Origin of the sequence: Streptomyces sp. 840.1, assembly GCF_003751445.1 — a bacterium.
In the GTDB taxonomy this organism is placed as follows: Bacteria; Actinomycetota; Actinomycetes; order Streptomycetales; family Streptomycetaceae; genus Streptomyces.
On record NZ_RJUU01000001.1, the window covers coordinates 3,839,665 to 3,860,816 of the forward strand.

At 71.4% G+C, this 21,152-nt stretch carries 14 protein-coding genes; 13 read left to right on the forward strand and 1 reads right to left on the reverse strand.

From position 1 onward, the window contains the following. Window positions 1–42 precede the first annotated feature (42 nt). The 13 genes from mrdA (at window position 43) to obgE (ending at window position 18,754) form a co-directional block, all read left to right on the forward strand. The gene (mrdA, locus tag EDD93_RS17450; RefSeq protein WP_123526012.1) at window positions 43–2,208 is read left to right on the forward strand and encodes a penicillin-binding protein 2; all 2,166 of its coding nucleotides are present in this window, start codon (window positions 43–45) and stop codon (window positions 2,206–2,208) included. After that, complete coding sequence (gene rodA, locus EDD93_RS17455; protein WP_123526013.1) at window positions 2,208–3,398, forward strand: rod shape-determining protein RodA; 1,191 nt, start codon at window positions 2,208–2,210, stop codon at window positions 3,396–3,398. Before mrdA ends, rodA begins: the two co-directional genes overlap by 1 nt. A gap of 62 nt (window positions 3,399–3,460) precedes the next feature. Next, window positions 3,461–4,987: a CYTH and CHAD domain-containing protein gene (locus tag EDD93_RS17460; RefSeq protein WP_123526014.1), complete on the forward strand. Its 1,527-nt coding sequence runs from the start codon at window positions 3,461–3,463 to the stop codon at window positions 4,985–4,987. Between the two features lie 50 nt (window positions 4,988–5,037). After that, a complete protein-coding gene (locus EDD93_RS17465; protein WP_123527834.1) occupies window positions 5,038–6,963 on the forward strand; it encodes a TIGR03960 family B12-binding radical SAM protein in 1,926 nt (641 codons plus the stop codon). 87 nt (window positions 6,964–7,050) lie between these two features. Next, a complete protein-coding gene (locus EDD93_RS17470) occupies window positions 7,051–8,241 on the forward strand; it encodes a hypothetical protein (protein ID WP_123527835.1) in 1,191 nt (396 codons plus the stop codon). 122 nt (window positions 8,242–8,363) lie between these two features. Next, a complete protein-coding gene (locus EDD93_RS17475; RefSeq protein WP_123526015.1) occupies window positions 8,364–9,146 on the forward strand; it encodes a TIGR03936 family radical SAM-associated protein in 783 nt (260 codons plus the stop codon). Window positions 9,147–9,377: 231 nt separating this feature from the next. Further along, complete coding sequence (locus tag EDD93_RS17480) at window positions 9,378–13,493, forward strand: Rne/Rng family ribonuclease (protein WP_123526016.1); 4,116 nt, start codon at window positions 9,378–9,380, stop codon at window positions 13,491–13,493. Between the two features lie 121 nt (window positions 13,494–13,614). Further along, window positions 13,615–14,505: a UTP--glucose-1-phosphate uridylyltransferase GalU gene (gene galU, locus EDD93_RS17485; RefSeq protein WP_123526017.1), complete on the forward strand. Its 891-nt coding sequence runs from the start codon at window positions 13,615–13,617 to the stop codon at window positions 14,503–14,505. 79 nt (window positions 14,506–14,584) lie between these two features. Next, a complete protein-coding gene (locus EDD93_RS17490) occupies window positions 14,585–15,337 on the forward strand; it encodes a sugar phosphate nucleotidyltransferase (RefSeq protein ID WP_123526018.1) in 753 nt (250 codons plus the stop codon). Continuing rightward, window positions 15,325–16,386, forward strand: coding sequence for an iron-containing alcohol dehydrogenase family protein (locus EDD93_RS17495; RefSeq protein ID WP_123526019.1), 1,062 nt, complete (start codon window positions 15,325–15,327; stop codon window positions 16,384–16,386). Before EDD93_RS17490 ends, EDD93_RS17495 begins: the two co-directional genes overlap by 13 nt. A 196-nt stretch (window positions 16,387–16,582) precedes the next feature. Further along, entirely contained in the window at window positions 16,583–16,903 is a 321-nt protein-coding gene (gene rplU, locus EDD93_RS17500; RefSeq protein WP_024494442.1) for a 50S ribosomal protein L21, read from the forward strand. 14 nt (window positions 16,904–16,917) lie between these two features. After that, window positions 16,918–17,175, forward strand: a complete 258-nt coding sequence (gene rpmA, locus EDD93_RS17505) for a 50S ribosomal protein L27 (protein WP_018103204.1) — start codon at window positions 16,918–16,920, stop codon at window positions 17,173–17,175. Window positions 17,176–17,314: 139 nt separating this feature from the next. Continuing rightward, window positions 17,315–18,754, forward strand: coding sequence for a GTPase ObgE (gene obgE / locus EDD93_RS17510; RefSeq protein WP_123526020.1), 1,440 nt, complete (start codon window positions 17,315–17,317; stop codon window positions 18,752–18,754). A 76-nt stretch (window positions 18,755–18,830) separates the two neighbouring features. Here the strand turns inward: obgE and EDD93_RS17515 are convergent, their stop codons facing one another. Continuing rightward, window positions 18,831–21,062, reverse strand: coding sequence for a bifunctional glycosyltransferase/CDP-glycerol:glycerophosphate glycerophosphotransferase (locus EDD93_RS17515; protein WP_123526021.1), 2,232 nt, complete (start codon window positions 21,060–21,062; stop codon window positions 18,831–18,833). Window positions 21,063–21,152 lie beyond the last annotated feature (90 nt).

Here is a 21,152-nt window from a genome sequence, read left to right on the forward strand (position 1 = left end):
CGCCCACCGCGCCCCCCACCCGACCACCACCGGGGGCGCCCCGTGACCAACATCCCCGAGACGGGCCGGACCCAGCGGGTCCAGATCCGCCTCGTCGTCATCCAGGTCCTCGTCTTCTCCCTGCTGCTCACCCTCGGCGGCCGCCTCTGGTACCTCCAGATCCGCAACGGTCAGGAGTACTCCGACGAGGCGAAGAACAACCACGTCCAGCAGGTCGTCCAGCCCGCCGCCCGGGGCTCCATCCTCGACGCCCGCGGTGTGCCGCTGGCCGACAACGAGACCCGCCTCGTCGTCTCCGCCAGCCGCACCGAGCTGCTGAAGACGGACGACGACGGCAGGAGCGTGCTGACCCGGCTCGCGGACGTGCTCGGCATGAAGCCCAAGGACGTCATCGACAAGGTCCGGCTCTGCGACGCGAAGACCCCGCAGCCCTGCTGGAACGGATCGCCCTACCAGCCGATCCCGGTCACCGACGAGGCCACCACCCAGCAGGCCCTGACGATTCGCGAGCGCGCCGAGGACTTCCCCGGCATCACCGCAGAGCCCACCGCCGTACGCCGCTACGCCGCACCCGGCAAGGCCAACACCGCCCAGGTCCTCGGCTACCTCTCGCCCGTCACCGACGACGAGATCACCAAGGCACAGGACAGCGACTCGCCGTACCTGCGCTCCGACCAGGTCGGCCGCTCCGGCCTGGAGCGCACCTACGACAAGGAGCTGCGCGGCAAGGCGGGCGTCACCCGCTACGAGGTCGACAACCTCGGCCGGGTCATCGGCCAGGCGAAGAACGACGAGGCGGAGGCCGGCTCCAGCGTCGTCACCTCGATCGACGCCCGGGTCCAGGCCGTCGCCGAGTACGAGCTCAACCAGGCCATGAAGACGGCCCGCACCGAGTTCGACACCAACACCGGCGAGAACTACAAGGCCGACTCCGGCGCCGTCGTCGTGATGGAGGCCAAGACCGGCCGCGTCGTCTCGATGGCCTCGCTGCCCAACTACGACCCCAACGCCTGGGTCGGCGGCATCTCCGGCAAGGACTACGCCAAACTCACCGGCAAGAACTCGAACTTCCCGCTGCTGAACCGGGCCATCCAGGGCCAGGCCGCCCCCGGCTCCATCTTCAAGGTCATCTCCTCGACCGCCGCGGTCAACGCCGGATACCCCTTCAACGGCAACTACCCCTGCCCGAGCTCGTACTCCATCGGCGGCCAGACCTTCAAGAACTTCGAGTCCCAGGGCTACGGCGACATCACCATCGGCCGCGCCCTCGAAGTCTCCTGCGACACCGTGTACTACGGCATCGCGCACAAGGAGTGGCAGAAGGACGGCGGCAACAACCCGAAGAAGAAGCCCAACGACTGGTTCTACAAGACCGCCCACCAGTTCGGCCTCGGCAAGGAGACCGGCATCGACCTCCCCAACGAGGTCAGCGGCCGGGTCCCCGACCGCCAGTGGAAGCAGAACTTCGCCAAGGCCAACCACGACTCGTGGTGCAAGCAGGGCAAGAAGGACGGCACGTACGTCGAGAAGATCGCCTACGAGAACTGCCTCGAAGGCGACAAGATGCGTGCCGGTGACTCCGTCAACTACTCGATCGGCCAGGGCGACACCCTCGTCACCCCGATCCAGATGGCGACGATCTACTCGGCCATCTCCAACGGCGGCACCCTCTACAACCCCACCGTCGGCAAGGCGATCGTCAGCGGCGACGGCAAGAGCGTCCAGGAGATCGAGCCCAAGTCGCACGGCAAGCTGCCCTTCACCCAGAAGACCCGCAACGAGATCGACGGCGCCCTCGCGGGCGTCGCGACCCGGGGCTCCGCCGCCTGGCGGTTCGGCGGCTGGCCGCAGGACAAGATCCCGATGCACGCCAAGACGGGTACGGCCGAGGTCTACGGCAAGCAGACGACCTCCTGGTTCGCCACTTACACCAAGGACTACACGGTCGTCATGACGATCTCCCAGGGCGGTACGGGCTCCGGCGCCTCCGGGCCCGCCGTGCGCAACATCTACAACGCGATCTACGGTCTCGACGCCTCGGGCAAGCAGGACCTCAAGAAGGCGCTGCTGCCGCAGCCGCAGAAGTCCCTGCCGAAGATCCAGCAGGACGGCACCATCGACACCCCGAAGATCAAGCCGTACGACCCGAACTCGCAGAAGCCGCCGGCCGAGCAGACGCTCGCCGCGATCGTGGGGAGGCGCGACTGATGGCCGGTTTCTCCGTCCAGCGGTACGCCCCCGAGCGCTCGGCCTGGGGCCGGTTCACCGCCCGGGACTCCGTGGTCCGCCGGCTCGACTGGCCGCTGCTCGGGTCCGCGGTCGCGCTCTCCCTGATCGGCTCGATGCTGGTCTACTCGGCCACCCGGGGACGGGACTCGCTCACCCACGGCGACCCGTACTACTTCCTCTTCCGGCACGCCCTCAACACCGGCATCGGCTTCGCCCTGATGGTCGGCACGATCTGGCTCGGCCACCGCACCCTGCGCGGCGCGGTGCCGATCCTGTACGGCCTGTCCGTACTCCTGGTCCTGGCCGTCCTCACCCCGCTCGGGGCCACCGTCAACGGCGCCCACGCCTGGATCATCATCGGCGGCGGCTTCTCCCTCCAGCCCTCCGAGTTCACCAAGATCACGATCATTCTCGGTATGGCGATGCTGCTCGCCGCCCGCGTCGACGCGGGCGACCAGGCGCACCCCGACCACCGGACCGTCGCCAAGGCCCTCGGCCTCGCGGCGATTCCGATGGCGGTCGTGATGGGCATGCCGGACCTCGGGTCGGTGATGGTCATGGCCGTCATCGTGCTCGGCGTACTGCTGGCCTCGGGGGCATCGAACCGCTGGATCTTCGGACTCATCGGCGCGGGCACCGCGGGCGCCGTTGCCATCTGGCAGCTCGGGCTCCTCGACGACTACCAGATCGCCCGGTTCGCGGCCTTCGCCAACCCGGCGCTCGACCCGGCGGGCGTCGGCTACAACACCAACCAGGCCCGTATCGCCATCGGCTCCGGCGGCCTCTCCGGCACCGGCCTCTTCCAGGGCACCCAGACCACCGGCCAGTTCGTCCCCGAGCAGCAGACCGACTTCGTCTTCACCGTCGCGGGCGAGGAGCTCGGCTTCCTCGGCGCCGGACTGATCCTCGTCCTGCTCGGCATCATCCTGTGGCGCGCCTGCCGCATCGCCCGCGAGACCACCGAGCTCTACGGCACGATCGTCGCCGCCGGAATCATCGCCTGGTTCGCCTTCCAGGCCTTCGAGAACATCGGCATGACGCTCGGCATCATGCCGGTCGCCGGACTGCCACTGCCCTTCGTCTCCTACGGAGGGTCCTCGATGTTCGCCATCTGGGTGGCCATCGGACTGCTCCAGTCGATCAGGGTGCAACGGCCGATAACGGCCTGAGCCCCGGGTCCGCTCCGGCGAGCACCCTGCCCAGCCGGGCACATCACGTCTAGATTCGATGTATGGCGGACTCGAAGCGTGAGATCGAGCGGAAATACGAAGCCACCGACGCCACCCGGCTGCCCGACCTGAGCCGGGTGGCTGGCGTCTCGGCCGTCGACCACCCGGGCGTCAGCGAACTCGACGCCGTCTACTACGACACCGAGGACCTGCGGCTCGCGGCCGGCTCCCTCACCCTGCGCCGCCGAACCGGCGGGGACGACGCCGGCTGGCACCTCAAGTTCCCGGTCGCCACCGGCATCCGCGACGAGATCAGGGCCCCGCTCTCCGACACCCTGCCGCCCGAACTGGCCGCGCTGATCCGCTCCCGGGTCCGGGAAGCCGAGGTCGTCCCCGTCGTCCGGCTCCGCTCCGCGCGCGACGTCCACCACCTGACCGGCCCCGGCGGCGGGCTGCTCGCCGAGGTCAGCGTGGACCGGGTCCGGGCCGAGCGGCTGCACGGCGGCAGCGGCACCGCCTCCTGGACCGAGATCGAGGCCGAACTCGCCGACGGCGGCGACCCGGCCTTCCTCGACGCCGTCGAACGCCGGCTCCGCAAGGCCGGGGTACGGCCCTCGGCATCGCCGTCCAAACTCTCCCGGGCCCTGGCCGAGACCGGAACCGGCGGGAAGGAGCACAAACGGCCGGCCGGGAGCCCCGGGCCGCGCACCGACGGCGACCACGTCCTCGCCTACGTACGCCACCAGATCACCGCGATCGTCGCCCTCGACCCGGCCGTGCGCCGGGGCCTGCCCGACTCCGTGCACCGGATGCGGGTCGCCACCCGCAGACTGCGCAGCGCGTTGCGGACCTACGGCAAGATCCTCGACCCCGCCGTCACCGGACCGGTGACCGGGGAGCTGAAGTGGCTCGCCGCCGAACTCGGCGCCGACCGCGACCAGGAGGTCCTCGGCGAACGGCTGCGCACCCGGCTCGACGCACTGCCCCGCGCCCTGGTCATCGGCCCGGCCAGCGGCCGGCTCCGGACCTGGTCGGTGGCCCGCAGCACCAGCTTCCGCCACCGCACCGTCGCCGTACTCGACGGCAGCCGCTACCTGACGCTGCTCGCCGCCCTGGACGCCCTCCTCGCCGGCCCGCCCCTCCTGCCCGCCGCGGCGAAGCCGCCCGGAAAGGCGCTGCCGCGCGCCCTGCGCAAGGACCACCGGCGCCTCGCGCACCGCATCGCCCACGCCCTGGAACTGCCACCGGGACCGGAGCGCGACCTCGCCCTGCACCATGCCCGCAAAGCGGCGAAGCGCGCACGCTACGCGTCCGAGGCCGCCCGCCCCGCACTCGGGAAACCCGCCGGGAAGTCCGCCAAGCGGCTGAAGGCCGTACAGAGCGTGCTGGGCGACCACCAGGACAGCGTGGTGGCCCGCGAGGCCCTGCGCGCCCTCGCCGTCCAGGCACAGCTGTCCGGCGAGCCGTCGTTCACCTGGGGACTGCTGTACGGCCAGGAGGAGCGCACGGCGGCGGCACGCGAGGAGGAGCTGCCCGGGGTGTGGGCCGGGGCGTCCCGGGCGCTGGGCCGGGCGGCTCCGGAACGCTGAGCGCCGGGGTACGCTGGATGGTCATCCTTGCCGGCTCTCGAAAGTTCGCGATGTCTGTCGATTCGGTCTTCCCACAGCTCGAAGCTCTGCTCCCGCATGTGCAGAAGCCCATCCAGTACGTCGGCGGTGAGCTCAACTCCACCGTCAAGCCGTGGGACGAGTGCGACGTCCGCTGGGCCCTGATGTACCCGGACGCGTACGAGGTGGGGCTCCCCAACCAGGGCGTCATGATCCTCTACGAGGTGCTCAACGAGCGCCAGGGCGTCCTCGCGGAGCGCACCTACAGCGTCTGGCCGGACCTGGAGGAGCTGATGCGCGAGCACAAGGTGCCCCAGTTCACGGTGGACGGACACCGCCCGGTCAAGGCGTTCGATGTCTTCGGGCTCAGCTTCTCCACCGAACTCGGCTACACCAACATGCTCACCGCCCTGGACCTGGCCGGCATTCCGCTGGCCGCCAAGGACCGGGGCCTGGACGACCCGATCGTGCTCGCCGGCGGCCACGCCGCGTTCAACCCCGAGCCGATCGCGGAGTTCATCGACTGCGCGGTCATCGGCGACGGCGAGCAGGCCGTCCTGGAGATCACCGAGATCATCAGGGCCTGGAAGGCCGAGGGCCGCCCCGGCGGCCGCGAGGAGGTGCTCTTCCGCCTCGCGAAGACCGGTGGCGTCTACGTCCCCGGCTTCTACGACGTCGAGTACCTCCCGGACGGCCGCATCGGCCGCGTCGTGCCGAACAAGTCGGGCGTGCCGTGGCGGGTGTCCAAGCACACCGTCATGGACCTCGACGAGTGGCCCTACCCGAAGCAGCCCCTCGTCCCGCTCGCCGAGACCGTCCACGAGCGGATGTCCGTCGAGATCTTCCGGGGCTGCACACGCGGCTGCCGTTTCTGCCAGGCCGGCATGATCACGCGCCCCGTGCGGGAGCGAAGCATCACCGGCATCGGCGAAATGGTGGAGAAGGGTCTCAAGGCGACCGGCTTCGAGGAGGTCGGCCTGCTCTCGCTCTCCTCCGCCGACCACTCCGAGATCGGTGACATCGCCAAGGGCCTGGCCGACCGCTACACGGACGACAAGATCGGGCTCTCGCTGCCCTCCACCCGCGTCGACGCGTTCAACGTGGACCTGGCCAACGAGCTGACCCGCAACGGCCGCCGCTCCGGTCTCACCTTCGCCCCCGAGGGCGGCTCCGAGCGCATGCGCAAGGTCATCAACAAGATGGTCTCGGAGGAGGACCTGATCCGGACCGTCTCCACCGCGTACGGCAACGGCTGGCGGCAGGTGAAGCTGTACTTCATGTGCGGTCTGCCCACCGAGACCGACGAGGACGTCCTGCAGATCGGTGACATGGCGGTCAACGTCATCGCCAAGGGCCGCGAGGTCTCCGGCCAGAACGACATCCGCTGCACCGTCTCCATCGGCGGCTTCGTGCCCAAGCCGCACACCCCGTTCCAGTGGGCGCCGCAGCTCGGCGTCGAGGAGACCGACGCCCGGCTCGCCAAGCTCCGGGACAAGATCCGCGGCGACAAGAAGTACGGCCGCTCGATCGGCTTCCGCTACCACGACGGCAAGCCCGGCATCGTCGAGGGCCTGCTCTCCCGGGGCGACCGCCGGGTCGGCTCGGTCATCCGCGCCGTCTACGAGGCCGGTGGCCGATTCGACGGCTGGCGCGAGCACTTCAGCTACGACCTGTGGATGAAGAGCGCCGAGAAGACGCTGCCCGGCTTCGGCGTGGACGTCGACTGGTACACCACCCGGGAGCGGACGTACGAGGAGGTCCTGCCCTGGGACCACCTGGACTCCGGCCTCGACAAGGACTGGCTCTGGGAGGACTGGCAGGACTCGCTCGACGAGACCGAGGTCGAGGACTGCCGCTGGACGCCGTGCTTCGACTGCGGGGTGTGCCCGCAGCTCGACCTCGACATCCAGATCGGCCCGACGGGCAAGAAGCTCCTCCCGCTGACGGTCGTGAAGTGACACCGTCCGGCTCCGGCCGGGTGACAGCTCGATGACGAAGGCCCGGTCCGGGAAACCCCCGGACCGGGCCTTCGCGTCATGGAGTGCATGGACAACGCAGAGCACCAGGCCCCCGCGCGGTACGAGAGCGGCGACGGCTGTCTGACCACCCTGGTCCGGATCCCGGTGCGGATCGTGGTCCTCGTGCTCGTCCTGCCGCTCCGGATGGTCTGGGACGCGCTCGCCGCCTGCGCCCGCGCCGTCGACCGGACCCTGCTCAGGCCGCTGGGGCGGGGCCTGGCCCGGCTGTTCCAGGTGCTCGTGGTCACCCCGGCCGGATGGCTGTGGACCTGGGTACTGACCCCGGCGGGCCGCGCGGCGCGGTGGCTGGCGTGGGCGCTGCTCGTCCTGCCGTGGACCGCGCTGTGGCGGTACGTCGTGGTGCCCGGGGCGCGGTACGGGATCGCGGTCCCGGCCCGCTGGATGTACCGCGAGGTCCTCACCCCGCTCGGACGCGGGCTGCGGTGGGCGTACCTGAGGCTGCTCGCACCCGCCGGACGCGGACTCCTCACCGGGGTCGGATGGCTGCTCAGGGCCGTGCTCGTGCTGCCGGCCGTGGGCGTGTGGCGGTATGTGCTGGTGCCGCTGGGGCTGGCCGCCGCCTGGGTGGTCCGCTACCTGGTCGTCGTGCCCGCCCGGTGGACGTACCGGGAACTGCTCACCCCGCTGGGGCACGGCACCGCCCGGCTCCTCGACCTGCTGGGCCGAGGCGTCGCCGTCGGCTTCCGGGGGCTGTGGGCCGGTCTGTGCCTGCTCGTTTCGGTGCTTCTCGTCACTCCGCTGGTCTGGGGGTACCAGCGGGTGCTCGCCCCCGTGGGCCGGGAGGTCGCGGCCGCGTTCGGATTCGCGTGGCGCGCCGCCGGATTCGTCTCGCGGGCCGTCGGCCGGGCGCTGGCCTGGCTGGCATGGCACCTGGTCGGGGCGCCGGTGGCCTGGGCCTACCGCACGGTCTGCACCCCCGTCGGGCATTTCGTGCGCGACGCCGTGTGGGCCCCGGCCCGGCGGGCGGCCGTCGCGGCCGGCCGGACGGCCCGGGACACGATGCGCACCGCCCGCGAGGCCGTACGGCAGGCGCGCCGCGACACGTGGCGGGCACTGGTCGGCGGGCCGCGCGTGACCGAGCCCCGGGAACTCGACAGGCGGGTTGCGCGTACTCTGGGTAGTACAACGATTGTGCCCAGCGCGGCGCCCGAACCAGAGATCTCCCTGCACGGCGGGAAAGCCGCCCAGCGGGGGTGAGCCGGAGCGGACACCCCGGGCCACCCGTATTTCGTGGGCGGTGCGCCACCGCGTCCGCCCCGCACCGAGGAGAAGAACCACTGGGCAAGCGACAGCCCGAAGGCCCGCCGCCCGCACCCACAGTGCAGCGCATCCGTCTGCGTTACACCAAGCGCGGCCGCCTCCGGTTCACCAGTCACCGTGACTTCCAGCGTGCTTTCGAGCGGGCGCTGCGCCGCTCCGAGGTGCCCATGGCCTACTCGGCGGGCTTCACCCCGCACCCCAAGGTGTCCTACGCCAATGCCGCTCCCACCGGCACGGGCAGCGAGGCCGAGTTCCTGGAGATCGCCCTCAGCGAGGCGCGTGACCCCGATGTCCTGCGCGAGCTGCTGAACGACTCGCTACCGGACGGGCTCGACATCACGGACGCCGTGGAGGCCCGCACCTCGGGCCTCGCCGACCGGCTGACCGCCTCCATCTGGGAGATGCGGCTGGACGGGGTCTCGGCCGAGGAGGCCGAGAAGGCCGTGGCAGCCTTCAACGCGGCCGAGACCGTCGAGGTCCAGCGCCGCACGAAGAACGGCATCCGCAGCTTCGACGCCAGGTCCGCCGTGGTGGACCTGCAAGCCCTTGATCAACAGCCTGATAGGCCCGAGGTCAAGGCCTGTGCGATACTGCGGCTGGTTGTTCGGCACGTGACACCTGCCGTACGACCTGACGACGTCCTGTCCGGTCTCCACGTTGTGGCCGACCTGGCGCCGCCGGTCCCCGCAGCGGTGACCAGGCTGGCGCAGGGGCTCTTCGACGAGGAGTCCGGCACGGTGACCGACCCGCTCGCGCCTGACCGCGAGGCAGCCCCGGCCGCGCTACCCACGGCCACCGGGACCGCCGCCGCGACGGCGCCTGAAGGTGCGGGCACCGCGTAAGGCGGTCGTTGTAGCGCAGCCCTCGGACTCGGGAGCCACCTGGTCCGGGCCGCGCGCAGACCCATAAGACTTTCGCCAGGCCGTGCGCACACCGTGTACGGAACCGGCGAGCCAGACATTCAGCCCCCGTGCGGCGCCCGCGCCCCGGACGGCGGTACCGCGTACATGAGCGGACCGTGCCGGACCGGAAACAGACGCGGCGCCCGGGAGCCCGACGGGAGAACCGCCCGCATGCTCGAGCCCACCGAACCCGGCACGACCGGGAACGCAGAAGACAGCAACACCCCCGGGGACAAGCTGCCGCCGCGCCGCAGGCGCCGCGCGGCGTCCCGCCCGGCCGGCCCGCCCTCGGGCGGCGCGCAGGGCGCGGCGGACGCGCCGGCCATACCGGCCGTTGACGCCGGAGAGTCGGACCCCACCACCGAGGCCGAGGCCGCCCCGCCCGTCCGGGCCCGCCGCCGCGCGGTCCGCAAGGCCACCGCCCCGGCGGGTGCCCCGCAGGCCGCCGAGGCCGTGGAGCCCACCGCGGCCCCCGAGCCCGTCGCCGAGGAGCCGGCCGGGCAGGCCGAGCCGGTCGAGGCGCCGCGTGCGCGTCGCCGTGCCTCGCGCAAGGCCACCGCCCCGGCGGGCGCTCCGCAGGCCGCCGAGGCCGTGGAGATCGTCGAGGAGCCCACCGCGGCCCCCGAGCCCGTCGCCGAGGCGCCGGTCGAGGAGGCCGAGCCGGTCGAGGCGCCGCGTGCGCGTCGCCGTGCCTCCCGCAAGGCCACCGCCCCCGCGGGCGCTCCGCAGGCCGCCGAGGCCGTGGAGATCATCGAGGCCGTCGAGGAGCCCGCCGCCCCGGCGAGCCCCGAGCCCGCCGCCGAGGCGCCGCGCGGCCGTGCCCGCCGCAGGGCCTCCGCCCCCGCCGGTGCGCCGCAGGCCGCCCGCACCGAGACCGCAGAGCCCGTCGCCGCCGCCGAGCCCGTAGAGGCCGCCCCGGCTCCCGCCGAGCAGGCCGAGCCGGCCGAGGCCCCGCGCGGCCGCCGTCGCGCGGTCCGCAAGGCCACCTCCCCCGCCGGCGCCCCGCAGGCCGCCGAGGAGCGCAACGAGGCCCAGAGCGGCGAGAGCCTGCCCGAGGCAGCCGTCGAGGAGCTGGCAGCCGAGACCGCCGAGGTCGAGGAGGCCGCCCCGCGCGGCCGTCAGCGCCGCCGCGCCACCGCGGCCGCCGGCCGGCCCGAGTTCACCGGCAAGGTCGAGGAGCCCGCGCGCCGGAGCCGTGGCGCGGCGCGCCCCGCCGTCGCCGTGTTCCAGGCCCCGGTCTTCTCCGAGCCGATGTTCCAGACCCCGGAGACCGCCGCGGCGGCCGCCGCCGCAGGCACCGGTACGCAGGACGAGGAGCCCGAGGACGAGATCGGGACGGCCGAGGAGCAGACCCCGGCCGCCGAGGCACCCGCCCCCGCCGAGGCCCCGCAGGGCGGTTCGCGCCGCCGTCGCCGCCGTCGCGGTGAGACCGCCGAGGCCGAGCCCGCCGCCGCACCCGCGCCGGCCGCCGCCCCGGTGGAGGAGCAGGCCGAGGAGGACCACGACCCCTCGGGTGACAGCGAGAGCGACGCCGAGCACGACGGCGAGGACACCGACGAGTACGGTGACCGGCCCTCGCGCCGCCGCCGTCGTGGGGGCCGTCGCCGCCGCCGTGGCGAGTCCGCCGAGGACGAGAGCACGGAGCAGCACAGCGACGACACCGCCGACCACCGCTCCGACGACGAGCAGGAACGCGCCCACGAGTCCGAGGACGAGGGCGACGAGGACAACGACGACGACAGCGACTCCGGCGCCGCCGGTTCGAGCAGCAGCCGCCGTCGCCGTCGCCGCCGCCGTCGCAGCGGTGACTCCTCGTCCGACGCCGAGAACGGCACGGACGACCCGGAGCGCACGGTCGTCAAGGTCCGCGAGCCCCGCAAGAAGGAAGCCGAGCGCGAGCCCGGCACCGGCTTCGACGAGGTCCAGTCCATCAAGGGCTCGACGCGTATGGAGGCCAAGAAGCAGCGCCGTCGCGAGGGCCGCGAGCAGGGCCGCCGCCGGGTCCCGATCATCACCGAGGCGGAGTTCCTGGCCCGCCGCGAGGCCGTCGAGCGCGTGATGGTCGTCCGCCAGAACGGCGAGCGCACCCAGATCGGCGTCCTCGAGGACAACGTGCTCGTCGAGCACTACGTCAACAAGGAGCAGGCCACCAGCTACGTCGGCAACGTCTACCTGGGCAAGGTCCAGAACGTCCTGCCGTCCATGGAGGCCGCCTTCGTCGACATCGGCAAGGGCCGCAACGCCGTCCTGTACGCCGGGGAGGTCAACTTCGAGGCGCTCGGCATGGCCCACGGGCCGCGCCGCATCGAGACCGCGCTCAAGTCCGGCCAGTCCGTCCTCGTCCAGGTGACGAAGGACCCGATCGGCCACAAGGGCGCCCGCCTGACCAGCCAGGTCTCGCTGCCCGGCCGTTACCTGGTCTACGTGCCCGAGGGCTCGATGACCGGGATCAGCCGCAAGCTGCCCGACACCGAGCGCGCCCGGCTCAAGACCATCCTCAAGAAGATCGTCCCCGAGGACGCGGGCGTCATCGTCCGCACCGCGGCGGAGGGCGCGAGCGAGGACGAGCTGCGCCGCGACGTCGAGCGGCTCCAGCAGCAGTGGGAGGACATCCAGAAGAAGTCGAAGAGCAGCGGCAGCTCCAACGCGCCGACGCTGCTCTACGGCGAGCCGGACATGACCGTCCGGGTCGTCCGCGACATCTTCAACGAGGACTTCTCCAAGGTCATCGTCAGCGGCAACGAGGCGTGGGACACCATCCACGGCTACGTCTCGCACGTGGCGCCCGACCTGACGGACCGGCTGTCGCGGTGGACCTCCGAGGTCGACATCTTCGCGACGTACCGGATCGACGAGCAGCTCATGAAGGCGCTGGACCGCAAGGTCTACCTGCCGAGCGGCGGCTCGCTGGTGATCGACAAGACCGAGGCGATGGTCGTCGTCGACGTCAACACCGGCAAGTTCACCGGTCAGGGCGGCAACCTCGAGGAGACCGTCACCAAGAACAACCTGGAGGCGGCCGAGGAGATCGTGCGCCAGCTGCGGCTGCGCGACCTCGGTGGCATCGTCGTCGTCGACTTCATCGACATGGTGCTGGAGTCCAACCGGGACCTGGTGCTGCGGCGTCTCCTGGAGTGCCTGGGACGCGACCGTACGAAGCACCAGGTCGCCGAGGTCACCTCGCTCGGCCTGGTCCAGATGACCCGCAAGCGGGTCGGACAGGGTCTGCTGGAGTCCTTCTCGGAGACCTGTGTCCACTGCAACGGGCGCGGCGTGATCGTGCACATGGAGCAGCCCACCTCGGTGGGCGGTGGCGGTGGCAACGGCAAGCGGTCCAAGAAGCGCCGCGGCGGTTCCGGCCAGGACCACGAGCAGGACCACAGCCACGAGCACGATCACGACCACGAGCACGACGGCGACAACGAGGTCGAGACCGAGGCGGAGGTCGCGGCCGAGGTCGCCGCCCCGCTGGCGCTGCCCGAGCCGGAATTCGTCCCGGACGAGGAGCTGTACAGCAGCGCGGCCGAGGCCGAGGCTGCGGCAGGCCGAGGCCGTGGCCGTCGCCGGGCGACCCGTAAGGCGTCCGCCCCGGCCGGTGCCCCGAAGCAGGCGTCCGCGCCCGCTCCGGTGGCCGAGCCGGAGCCGGTCGTGGAGCCGGAGCCCGTCGTGGAGCCGGTTGCCGAGACCCCCGCCGCCGAGGCGCCCCAGGGCCGCACGCGCCGTCGTGCGACCCGCAAGGCGACAGCCCCGGCCGGTTCGCCGGCCCAGGCCGAAGCGGTAGTGGCCGAGCCGGTAGTGGCCGAGCCCGCTCCGGCGGCGCCCGCCCCGGCCGCCGAGGCGCCGGTCTCCGACGCCGACCCGGTCGCCGCGGAGGACCCGGTGGCCGAGGCCCCGCACGTGGAGGTCCCGGCCGAGGAGCCGGCCGCACCGCCGCGTGCCCGGCGCCGCGCCACCCGCAAGGCCACCGCGCCCGCCGGCTCCCCGGCCGGTACGGACGAGGCCGCGACCGTCGTGGTGACCGCCTCCACCGAGGACGGGCAGGCGCCGGAGTCCGCAGCGGACGCCGACGCCGGGTCCGAGGCCGCGCCGGCCAAGAAGGCGGCCCGCAAGACCGCCAAGAAGGCCACGGCCAAGAAGGCGGCCACCAAGAAGGCGACCGCCACGAAGACCGCCGCCAAGAAGACCGCCGCGAAGAAGACGACGGCCAAGAAGGCGGCAGCGAAGAAGACGGTGGCGGCGGAGCAGCAGAGCCCCTCCTCCGTCACGGCTTCGGCGGACGAGGTCTGAGCGACCCCGCACCGTGCGCCCGTACACAGCCGGACCGGTTCCGTCACAGGAACCGGCCCGGCTGCGTACTGCCGCCCCCGCCGCACCGAAACCTTCCCCGCGGACACGGGAGTCTGAGCACATGCGCAAGATCCAGAAGGCCGTCATACCGGCCGCCGGGCTCGGTACCCGGTTCCTGCCGGCGACCAAGGCGACTCCCAAGGAGATGCTGCCGGTGGTCGACAAGCCCGCGATCCAGTACGTCGTGGAGGAGGCCGCCGCCGCGGGACTGAGCGACGTCCTGATGATCACCGGGCGCAACAAGCGTGCCCTGGAGGACCACTTCGACCGGAATTACGAGCTGGAGTCGGCGCTCACCCGTAAGGGCGACGCCGAACGGCTGCGCAGGGTCCAGGAGTCGAGCGACCTGGCGACCATGCACTACGTCCGCCAGGGTGACCCGCGCGGCCTGGGCCACGCCGTCCTGTGCGCGGAGCCCCATGTGGGCGACGAGCCGTTCGCCGTGCTTCTGGGCGACGACCTGATCGACCCGCGCGACCCGCTGCTGGCCCGCATGGTGGAGATCCAGGAGCGCGAGGGCGGCAGCGTCGTCGCGCTGATGGAGGTGGCCCCCGAGCAGATCCACATGTACGGCTGCGCCGCGGTGGAGCCCACGTCCCTGGGCGACGTCGTCCGGGTCACCGGGCTGGTCGAGAAGCCGGAGCCGGGCGATGCGCCCAGCAACCTCGCCGTCATCGGACGCTACGTACTGGACCCCGCGGTCTTCGGCGTGCTGCGTGAGACGGAGCCGGGCCGGGGCGGCGAGATCCAGCTGACGGACGCGCTCCAGGAACTGGCCGCCGACGAGAAGCTCGGCGGCCCGGTCCACGGCGTCGTCTTCCGGGGCCGCCGCTACGACACCGGTGACCGGGGCGACTATCTGCGCGCCATCGTCAGACTCGCCTGTGAGCGAGAGGACCTGGGCCCCGACTTCCGCGACTGGCTGCGCGGTTACGTGGCGGCCGAGCTCTGAGAGGCTGTCGGGGCCCATCCCGTACGGCACCCGGACCCACCACCCGGGACACACGCACCAAGGACCAAGGAGAACCCTCATGATCGGCATGATTCTGGCGGCCGGCGCAGGCCGTCGTCTGCGCCCCTACACCGACACGCTGCCCAAGGCCCTGGTGCCGGTCGGCCCCGAGGGGAACGAGGAGAGCCTCACCGTCGTCGACCTGACGCTGGGCAACTTCGCCGAGGTCGGCCTGACCGAGGTCGCGATCATCGTGGGCTACCGCAAGGAGGCCCTGTACGAGCGCAAGGCCGCCCTGGAGGCCAAGTACGGGGTCACCCTCACCCTGATCGACAACGACAAGGCCGAGGAGTGGAACAACGCCTACTCCCTCTGGTGCGGCCGTGACGCCCTCAAGGACGGCGTGATCCTCGCCAACGGCGACACCGTGCACCCCGTCTCCGTCGAGAAGACGCTGCTGGCCGCCCGGGGCGACGGCAAGAAGATCATCCTCGCCCTCGACACGGTGAAGAAGCTCGCCGACGAGGAGATGAAGGTCGTCGTCGAGGACGGCAAGGGTGTCCGGCGGATCACCAAGCTGATGGACCCGGCCGAGGCCACCGGCGAGTACATCGGTGTCACGCTCATCGAGGGCGAGGCGGCCGAGGAACTGGCCGACGCGCTGAAGACCACGTTCGAGCGCGACCCGGACCTCTACTACGAGGACGGCTACCAGGAGCTCGTCAACCGAGGCTTCAAGGTCGACGTGGAGCCGATCGGCGACATCAAGTGGGTGGAGATCGACAACCACGAGGACCTGGCCAAGGGCAGGACCATCGCGTGCCAGTACTGACCCGGCTGATCCCCGCACCGGTCGTCGTCGACATCCGGGCCGGAGCTCTCGCGGATCTGGCGGGTGTCCTCGCCGATCAGCGGATCTCCGGCTCGGGGAAGCTGGCGGTCGCGATAAGCGGGGGCTCCGGCCGGGCGCTGCGGGAGCGGCTCTCGGACAGCCTGCCCGGCGCCTCCTGGTTCGAGGTCGGCGGCGGCACGCTGAACGACGCCGTCAAGCTGGCCGAGGACATGAAGTCCGGGCGGTACGACGCCGTGGTCGGCCTCGGCGGCGGCAAGATCATCGACTGCGCCAAGTTCGCCGCGGCGCGCATCGGGCTGCCGCTGGTCGCCGTGGCGACGAACCTGTCGCACGACGGTCTGTGCTCACCGGTGGCCACGCTGGACAACGACGCGGGCCGGGGCTCGTACGGTGTCCCGAACCCGATCGCCGTCGTCATCGACCTCGACATCATCCGTGAGGCCCCGGTCCGCTTCGTGCGGTCCGGGATCGGGGACGCGCTCTCGAACATCTCCGCCGTGGCGGACTGGGAGCTCGCGCACCAGGTCAACGGCGAGGACATCGACGGGCTGGCCGCGGCGATGGCCCGGCAGGCCGGTGAGGCCGTGCTGCGTCACCCCGGTTCGCTGGACGAGGACCGGTTCCTCCAGGTGCTGGCGGAGGGGCTGGTGCTCACCGGGATCTCGATGTCGGTCGCGGGCGACAGCCGGCCCGCCTCCGGCGCCTGCCACGAGATCAACCACGCCTTCGACCTGCTCTTTCCCCGGCGGGCGGCCAGCCACGGGGAGCAGTGCGGTCTGGGCGCGGCCTTCGCGATGCATCTGCGCGGCGCTCACCAGGAGTCCGCGCGGATGGCCGCGACACTGCGGCGCCACGGCCTGCCGGTCACCGCGCAGGAGATCGGTTTCAGCGTGGACGAGTTCGTCTCGGTGGTCGAGTTCGCACCCCGGACCAGGCCGGGCCGGTACACCATCCTGGAACACCTGAACCTGTCCCCGGACGGGGTCAGGGACGCCTACGCCGACTACGTCAGGGCGGCCGGGTCCTGAAACGGGGCCCGGTTTGACCGGGGTGTCCCGGGCCCCGTAATCTTGACCCTCGGCGTTTGTTTCGCCACACCTCTGAGCACTGACCTCCCGCTCGTTCGGGAGAGGCCGCTCGTCCAATCCGGATCATCACGGGTCCCCGGACCCGTGTGAGCGGCTGGCTTCAGGGGTTTCGTCTTCGAGTGAGAGTGAGATCCGCGTGTACGCCATCGTGCGCAGCGGTGGTCGCCAGCACAAGGTTGCTGTCGGCGACATCGTTGAGGTTGACAAGATTCCCACCGCCAGTGTTGGCGACACGGTAGAGCTCTCTACCCTGCTCGTTGTCGACGGCGACGCCGTGACCAGCGACCCGTGGGTGCTTGACGGCATCAAGGTCCAGGCCGAGATCGTGGACCACCACAAGGGCGCGAAGATCGACATCCTTCGCTACAAGAACAAGACCGGCTACCGCCGTCGCCAGGGTCACCGCCAGCAGTACACGGCGATCAAGGTCACCGGTATCCCCGCGGCTGCGAAGTAAGGGACTGAGGAGACATGGCACATAAGAAGGGCGCATCGTCCACCCGTAACGGGCGCGACTCCAATGCCCAGCGGCTCGGCGTGAAGCGCTTCGGCGGTCAGGCCGTCAACGCCGGTGAGATCCTGGTCCGCCAGCGCGGCACCCACTTCCACCCGGGCACGGGCGTCGGCCGTGGCGGCGACGACACGCTGTTCGCCCTCGCCGCCGGTGCGGTCGAGTTCGGCACGCACCGTGGCCGCAAGGTCGTGAACATCGTTCCGATCGCCGGCTGATTCCCGGCGCTCGTAGAACGGTTTGACGTGGAGGCGGACCTCACTTCCTGTTACGGGAAGTGGGTCCGCCTTTCGCGTGTTGCTCCTACAGGGGCACGAGCGAGACTTTTCTGCACGTATGTAACTGGAGGTTCCAACCATGACCACCTTCGTGGACCGCGTCGAGCTGCATGCCGCCGCGGGTAACGGGGGCCACGGCTGCGCCTCCGTTCACCGTGAGAAGTTCAAGCCGCTCGGCGGCCCGGACGGCGGCAACGGCGGCCGCGGCGGCGATGTGACCCTGATCGTCGACCAGGCCGTCACCACGCTCCTCGACTATCACCACCACCCCCACCGCAAGGCCACCAACGGCCAGCCCGGTGCTGGTGACAACCGCACCGGCAAGGAGGGCCAGGACCTGATCCTGCCCGTGCCGGACGGCACCGTCGTGCTCGACACCGACGGCAACGTGCTCGCCGACCTGGTCGGCCAGGGCACCATGTTCGTCGCCGGCCAGGGCGGCCGAGGCGGCCTCGGCAACGGCGCGCTGGCCTCCGCCCGCCGCAAGGCCCCCGGCTTCGCGCTGCTCGGTGAGCCCGGTGAGAGCCGGGACATCGTCCTGGAGCTGAAGACCGTCGCCGACGTGGCTCTGGTGGGCTACCCGAGCGCCGGCAAGTCCTCGCTGATCTCGGTCCTGTCGGCCGCCAAGCCGAAGATCGCGGACTACCCGTTCACGACCCTGGTCCCGAACCTCGGCGTGGTCACCGCGGGCTCCACCGTCTACACCATCGCGGACGTCCCGGGCCTGATCCCGGGCGCCAGCCAGGGCAAGGGCCTCGGCCTGGAGTTCCTGCGCCACGTCGAGCGCTGCTCGGTCCTCGTGCACGTACTGGACACCGCGACGCTGGAGTCCGACCGCGACCCGCTCTCCGACCTCGACATGATCGAGAAGGAGCTGAAGCTGTACGGCGGTCTGGAGGACCGGCCCCGGATCGTCGTCCTCAACAAGATCGACATCCCGGACGGCCTGGACCTGGCGGAGATGATCCGTCCGGATCTGGAGGCCCGCGGCTACCGCGTCTTCGAGGTGTCCGCAGTGGCGCGCACCGGGCTCAAGGAGCTGTCCTTCGCGCTGGCCGGTGTCATCGCCGAGGCGCGCGCCGCCAAGCCGGTGGAGGAGGCGACCCGTATCGTCATCCGGCCCAAGGCCGTGGACGACGCCGGGTTCACCGTGGTCCTGGAGGACGACGGCATCTACCGGGTGCGCGGCGAGAAGCCGGAGCGCTGGGTGCGCCAGACCGACTTCAACAACGACGAGGCCGTCGGCTACCTCGCGGACCGGCTGAACCGGCTCGGGGTCGAGGACGCGCTGCGCAAGGCCGGCGCCCGTGCGGGCGACGGAGTGGCGATCGGTGCCGAGGACAACGCCGTCGTCTTCGACTGGGAGCCGACCGTGACGGCCGGCGCCGAGATGCTCGGCCGCCGTGGCGAGGACCACCGCCTGGAGGAGCCGCGTCCGGCCGCCCAGCGCCGCCGCGACCGCGAGGACGAGCGCGACGACGTCAGCAAGGAGTACCAGGAGTTCGACCCGTTCGCGTAGGCGACGGGAGACCTCCGCGGTCCCGGTTCCCCCGGTGGGGGAGCCGGGACCGCGTGCGTTCCGCGGCGCCCGGCTCTCAGGACCGGCCGGACCGCTCCAGCGCTTCTGCGGGGGAGGGCGCCGGGGTGCGCTCGTCGAGCGGGAGGTACGGGAGCATCGTCTTCTCGCCCAGGAACACCCGGCGCACGACGCGCTCCGCGGCGCGGCCGTCGTCGTAGTCGCAGAAGCGCTCCCGGAACGCCTTGCGCAGCCCCGCCGACCTCTCGCTCCGCCACTCCTGGGAACCCAGCACCGAGGCCAGCTGCTCCTGGCTGGTGGCCACGGCGCCCGGGGGCTCCGCCATCAGGTCGAAGTAGGTGCCGCGCACGGCCCGGTAGGTGTCCCAGTCGTCGGCGTAGATCACGATCGGCCGGTCCAGGTTGGCGTAGTCGAACATCGCCGAGGAGTAGTCCGTGACGAGGGCGTCCGCCGCGAGGTAGAGCTGCTCGACGTTCCCGTGCGAGGAGACGTCGATGATCCGGCCGCTGGCCTGGAGATCGGCGAGCCGGCCGGACGCCTTGTAGAAGTAGTGGCCGCGCACCAGCAGGGTGACGTCGGGGCCCAGCTCCTCGGCCAGCTTCGGCAGGTCGAGCCGGGGCGTGAAGGACTTCTGGTACTCGCGGTGGGTCGGGGCGTAGAGGAACGCCGTCGAGCCGTCGGCCAGGCCGAGTTCGCGCCGGGCCCGCGAGACGTCGGCCGCGGTGGCGTTGAGCAGGATGTCGTTGCGCGGGTAGCCGGTCTCCAGCGACTTGTACCGGCAGGGGTACACCCGCTCCCACACGGTGGTGGAGAAGCGGTTGGCGGCCAGGCTGTAGTCCCAGCGGTCGCACCGGCGCAGCAGTTTCTCCATGTCCATGCTGGTGGACGCGGGGTACTGGGCCTGGTCGAGGCCCATCGTCTTCAGCGGTGTGCCGTGATGGGTCTGCAGATGGATCTGGCCCTCGCGCTTGATCACGGTGTCGCCGAAGTTCACGTTGTTCGTGAGGTACTTCGCGCGGGCCATCACCGACCAGTACTCGCGGGAGCCGACCACCACCGCCTCGACGCCCTCGGGGACCCGGTCGCGGTGCTCGGACCTGACCGCCCAGACCCGGCGCATGCCCGGGGCCAGCCGGCCCAGCTCCGCCTCGATGGCCGCGGGGTTGCAGGAGTAGCCGCGGCCCCAGTACGCGGAGAACACCGCGAGGTTCTCGTCCAGCGGCATGCGCAGCTGGGACTTGTAGAACACGCCGAGCACGGCGCGCTTGGCCCGGCCGGCGCGGGCCCGGACGCCCAGCCTGGCCCGGTTGCGCACGTTGTTGACCCGGGTGATGCCGACGAACGTCGGATAGGAACCGAGGCCGAGCAGGGCGTACTTGTAACCCTTGCCGCCCGGCGGCCGCTGGAAGCCCTCCGGCAGCCGGCTCCGGTAGTCCTTGGCCGCGCGGTGGAAGAACTCGGCCCGCGCGTTCTGCGGAAGCCGGCCCGGCTTCTCCAGGATGGTCAGGAAGTGGTCGGCCATCTTCCCGAAGAGCGCCGGGCGCCAGATCTCCAGCTCCGGGCGCGCGTCCACATAGGCGAAGACGCGGTCGTACTGGTCGAAGACGTCGAAGTGCTTGCGGCTGACCGTGCGGAGGATGTTCCCGCCCTCCCGCCGCTGCCGGTACAGCACGCAGGAGCGGTCCAGGACGGCGATGGTCTCCGCCGTGATCAGCGAGGAGAACGTCCAGGGCGCGTCCTCGTAGTAGCCGACCGGGAACCGGAAGCCGTGCCGGCTGACGAAGTCGCGGCGGTAGGCCTTGTTCCACACGATCTGCAGCAGGTCGAGCAGCTGAGGCCGGTCGGCGAGCGCGAAGACGTCGGGACCGCTCTCGTCCAGCAGCTCCACGCGCCTGTTGCGCAGGAGCCGCCCGTCCCAGTAGGTGCGGGTGTAGTCGTAGACCAGGACGTCGGGGTCGTCCGTCGCGTCGAGGCGCGCCGCGATGGCCGCCAGCGAGCCCGGGGCCAGGGTGTCGTCGCTGTCCAGGAAGAGCAGATAGTCACCGGTCGCCTCGTCGATACCCGCGTTGCGGGCATGTCCCAGACCCACGTTCTCCGTGAGGTGGAGCACACGGACGCGGGAATCGCGTTTCGCGTATGTGTCCAGGATCGCGCCGGAGCCGTCCGGCGAGCAGTCGTCGACGCCGATGATCTCGAAGTCGGTGAAGTCCTGCTGGAGCACGGAGTCGAGACACTCTCCGATGTACCCCTGCACGTTGTACGCAGGCACGATGAGTGTCAGTCGAGGCATCGTCCACCAGTCCTGAGAGCTGTCCGAGGGGGGTGTGCGAGGTACGCGGTGCGCACCGTTGAACAGTGCGGGGGTGTCCAGCACCCGGAC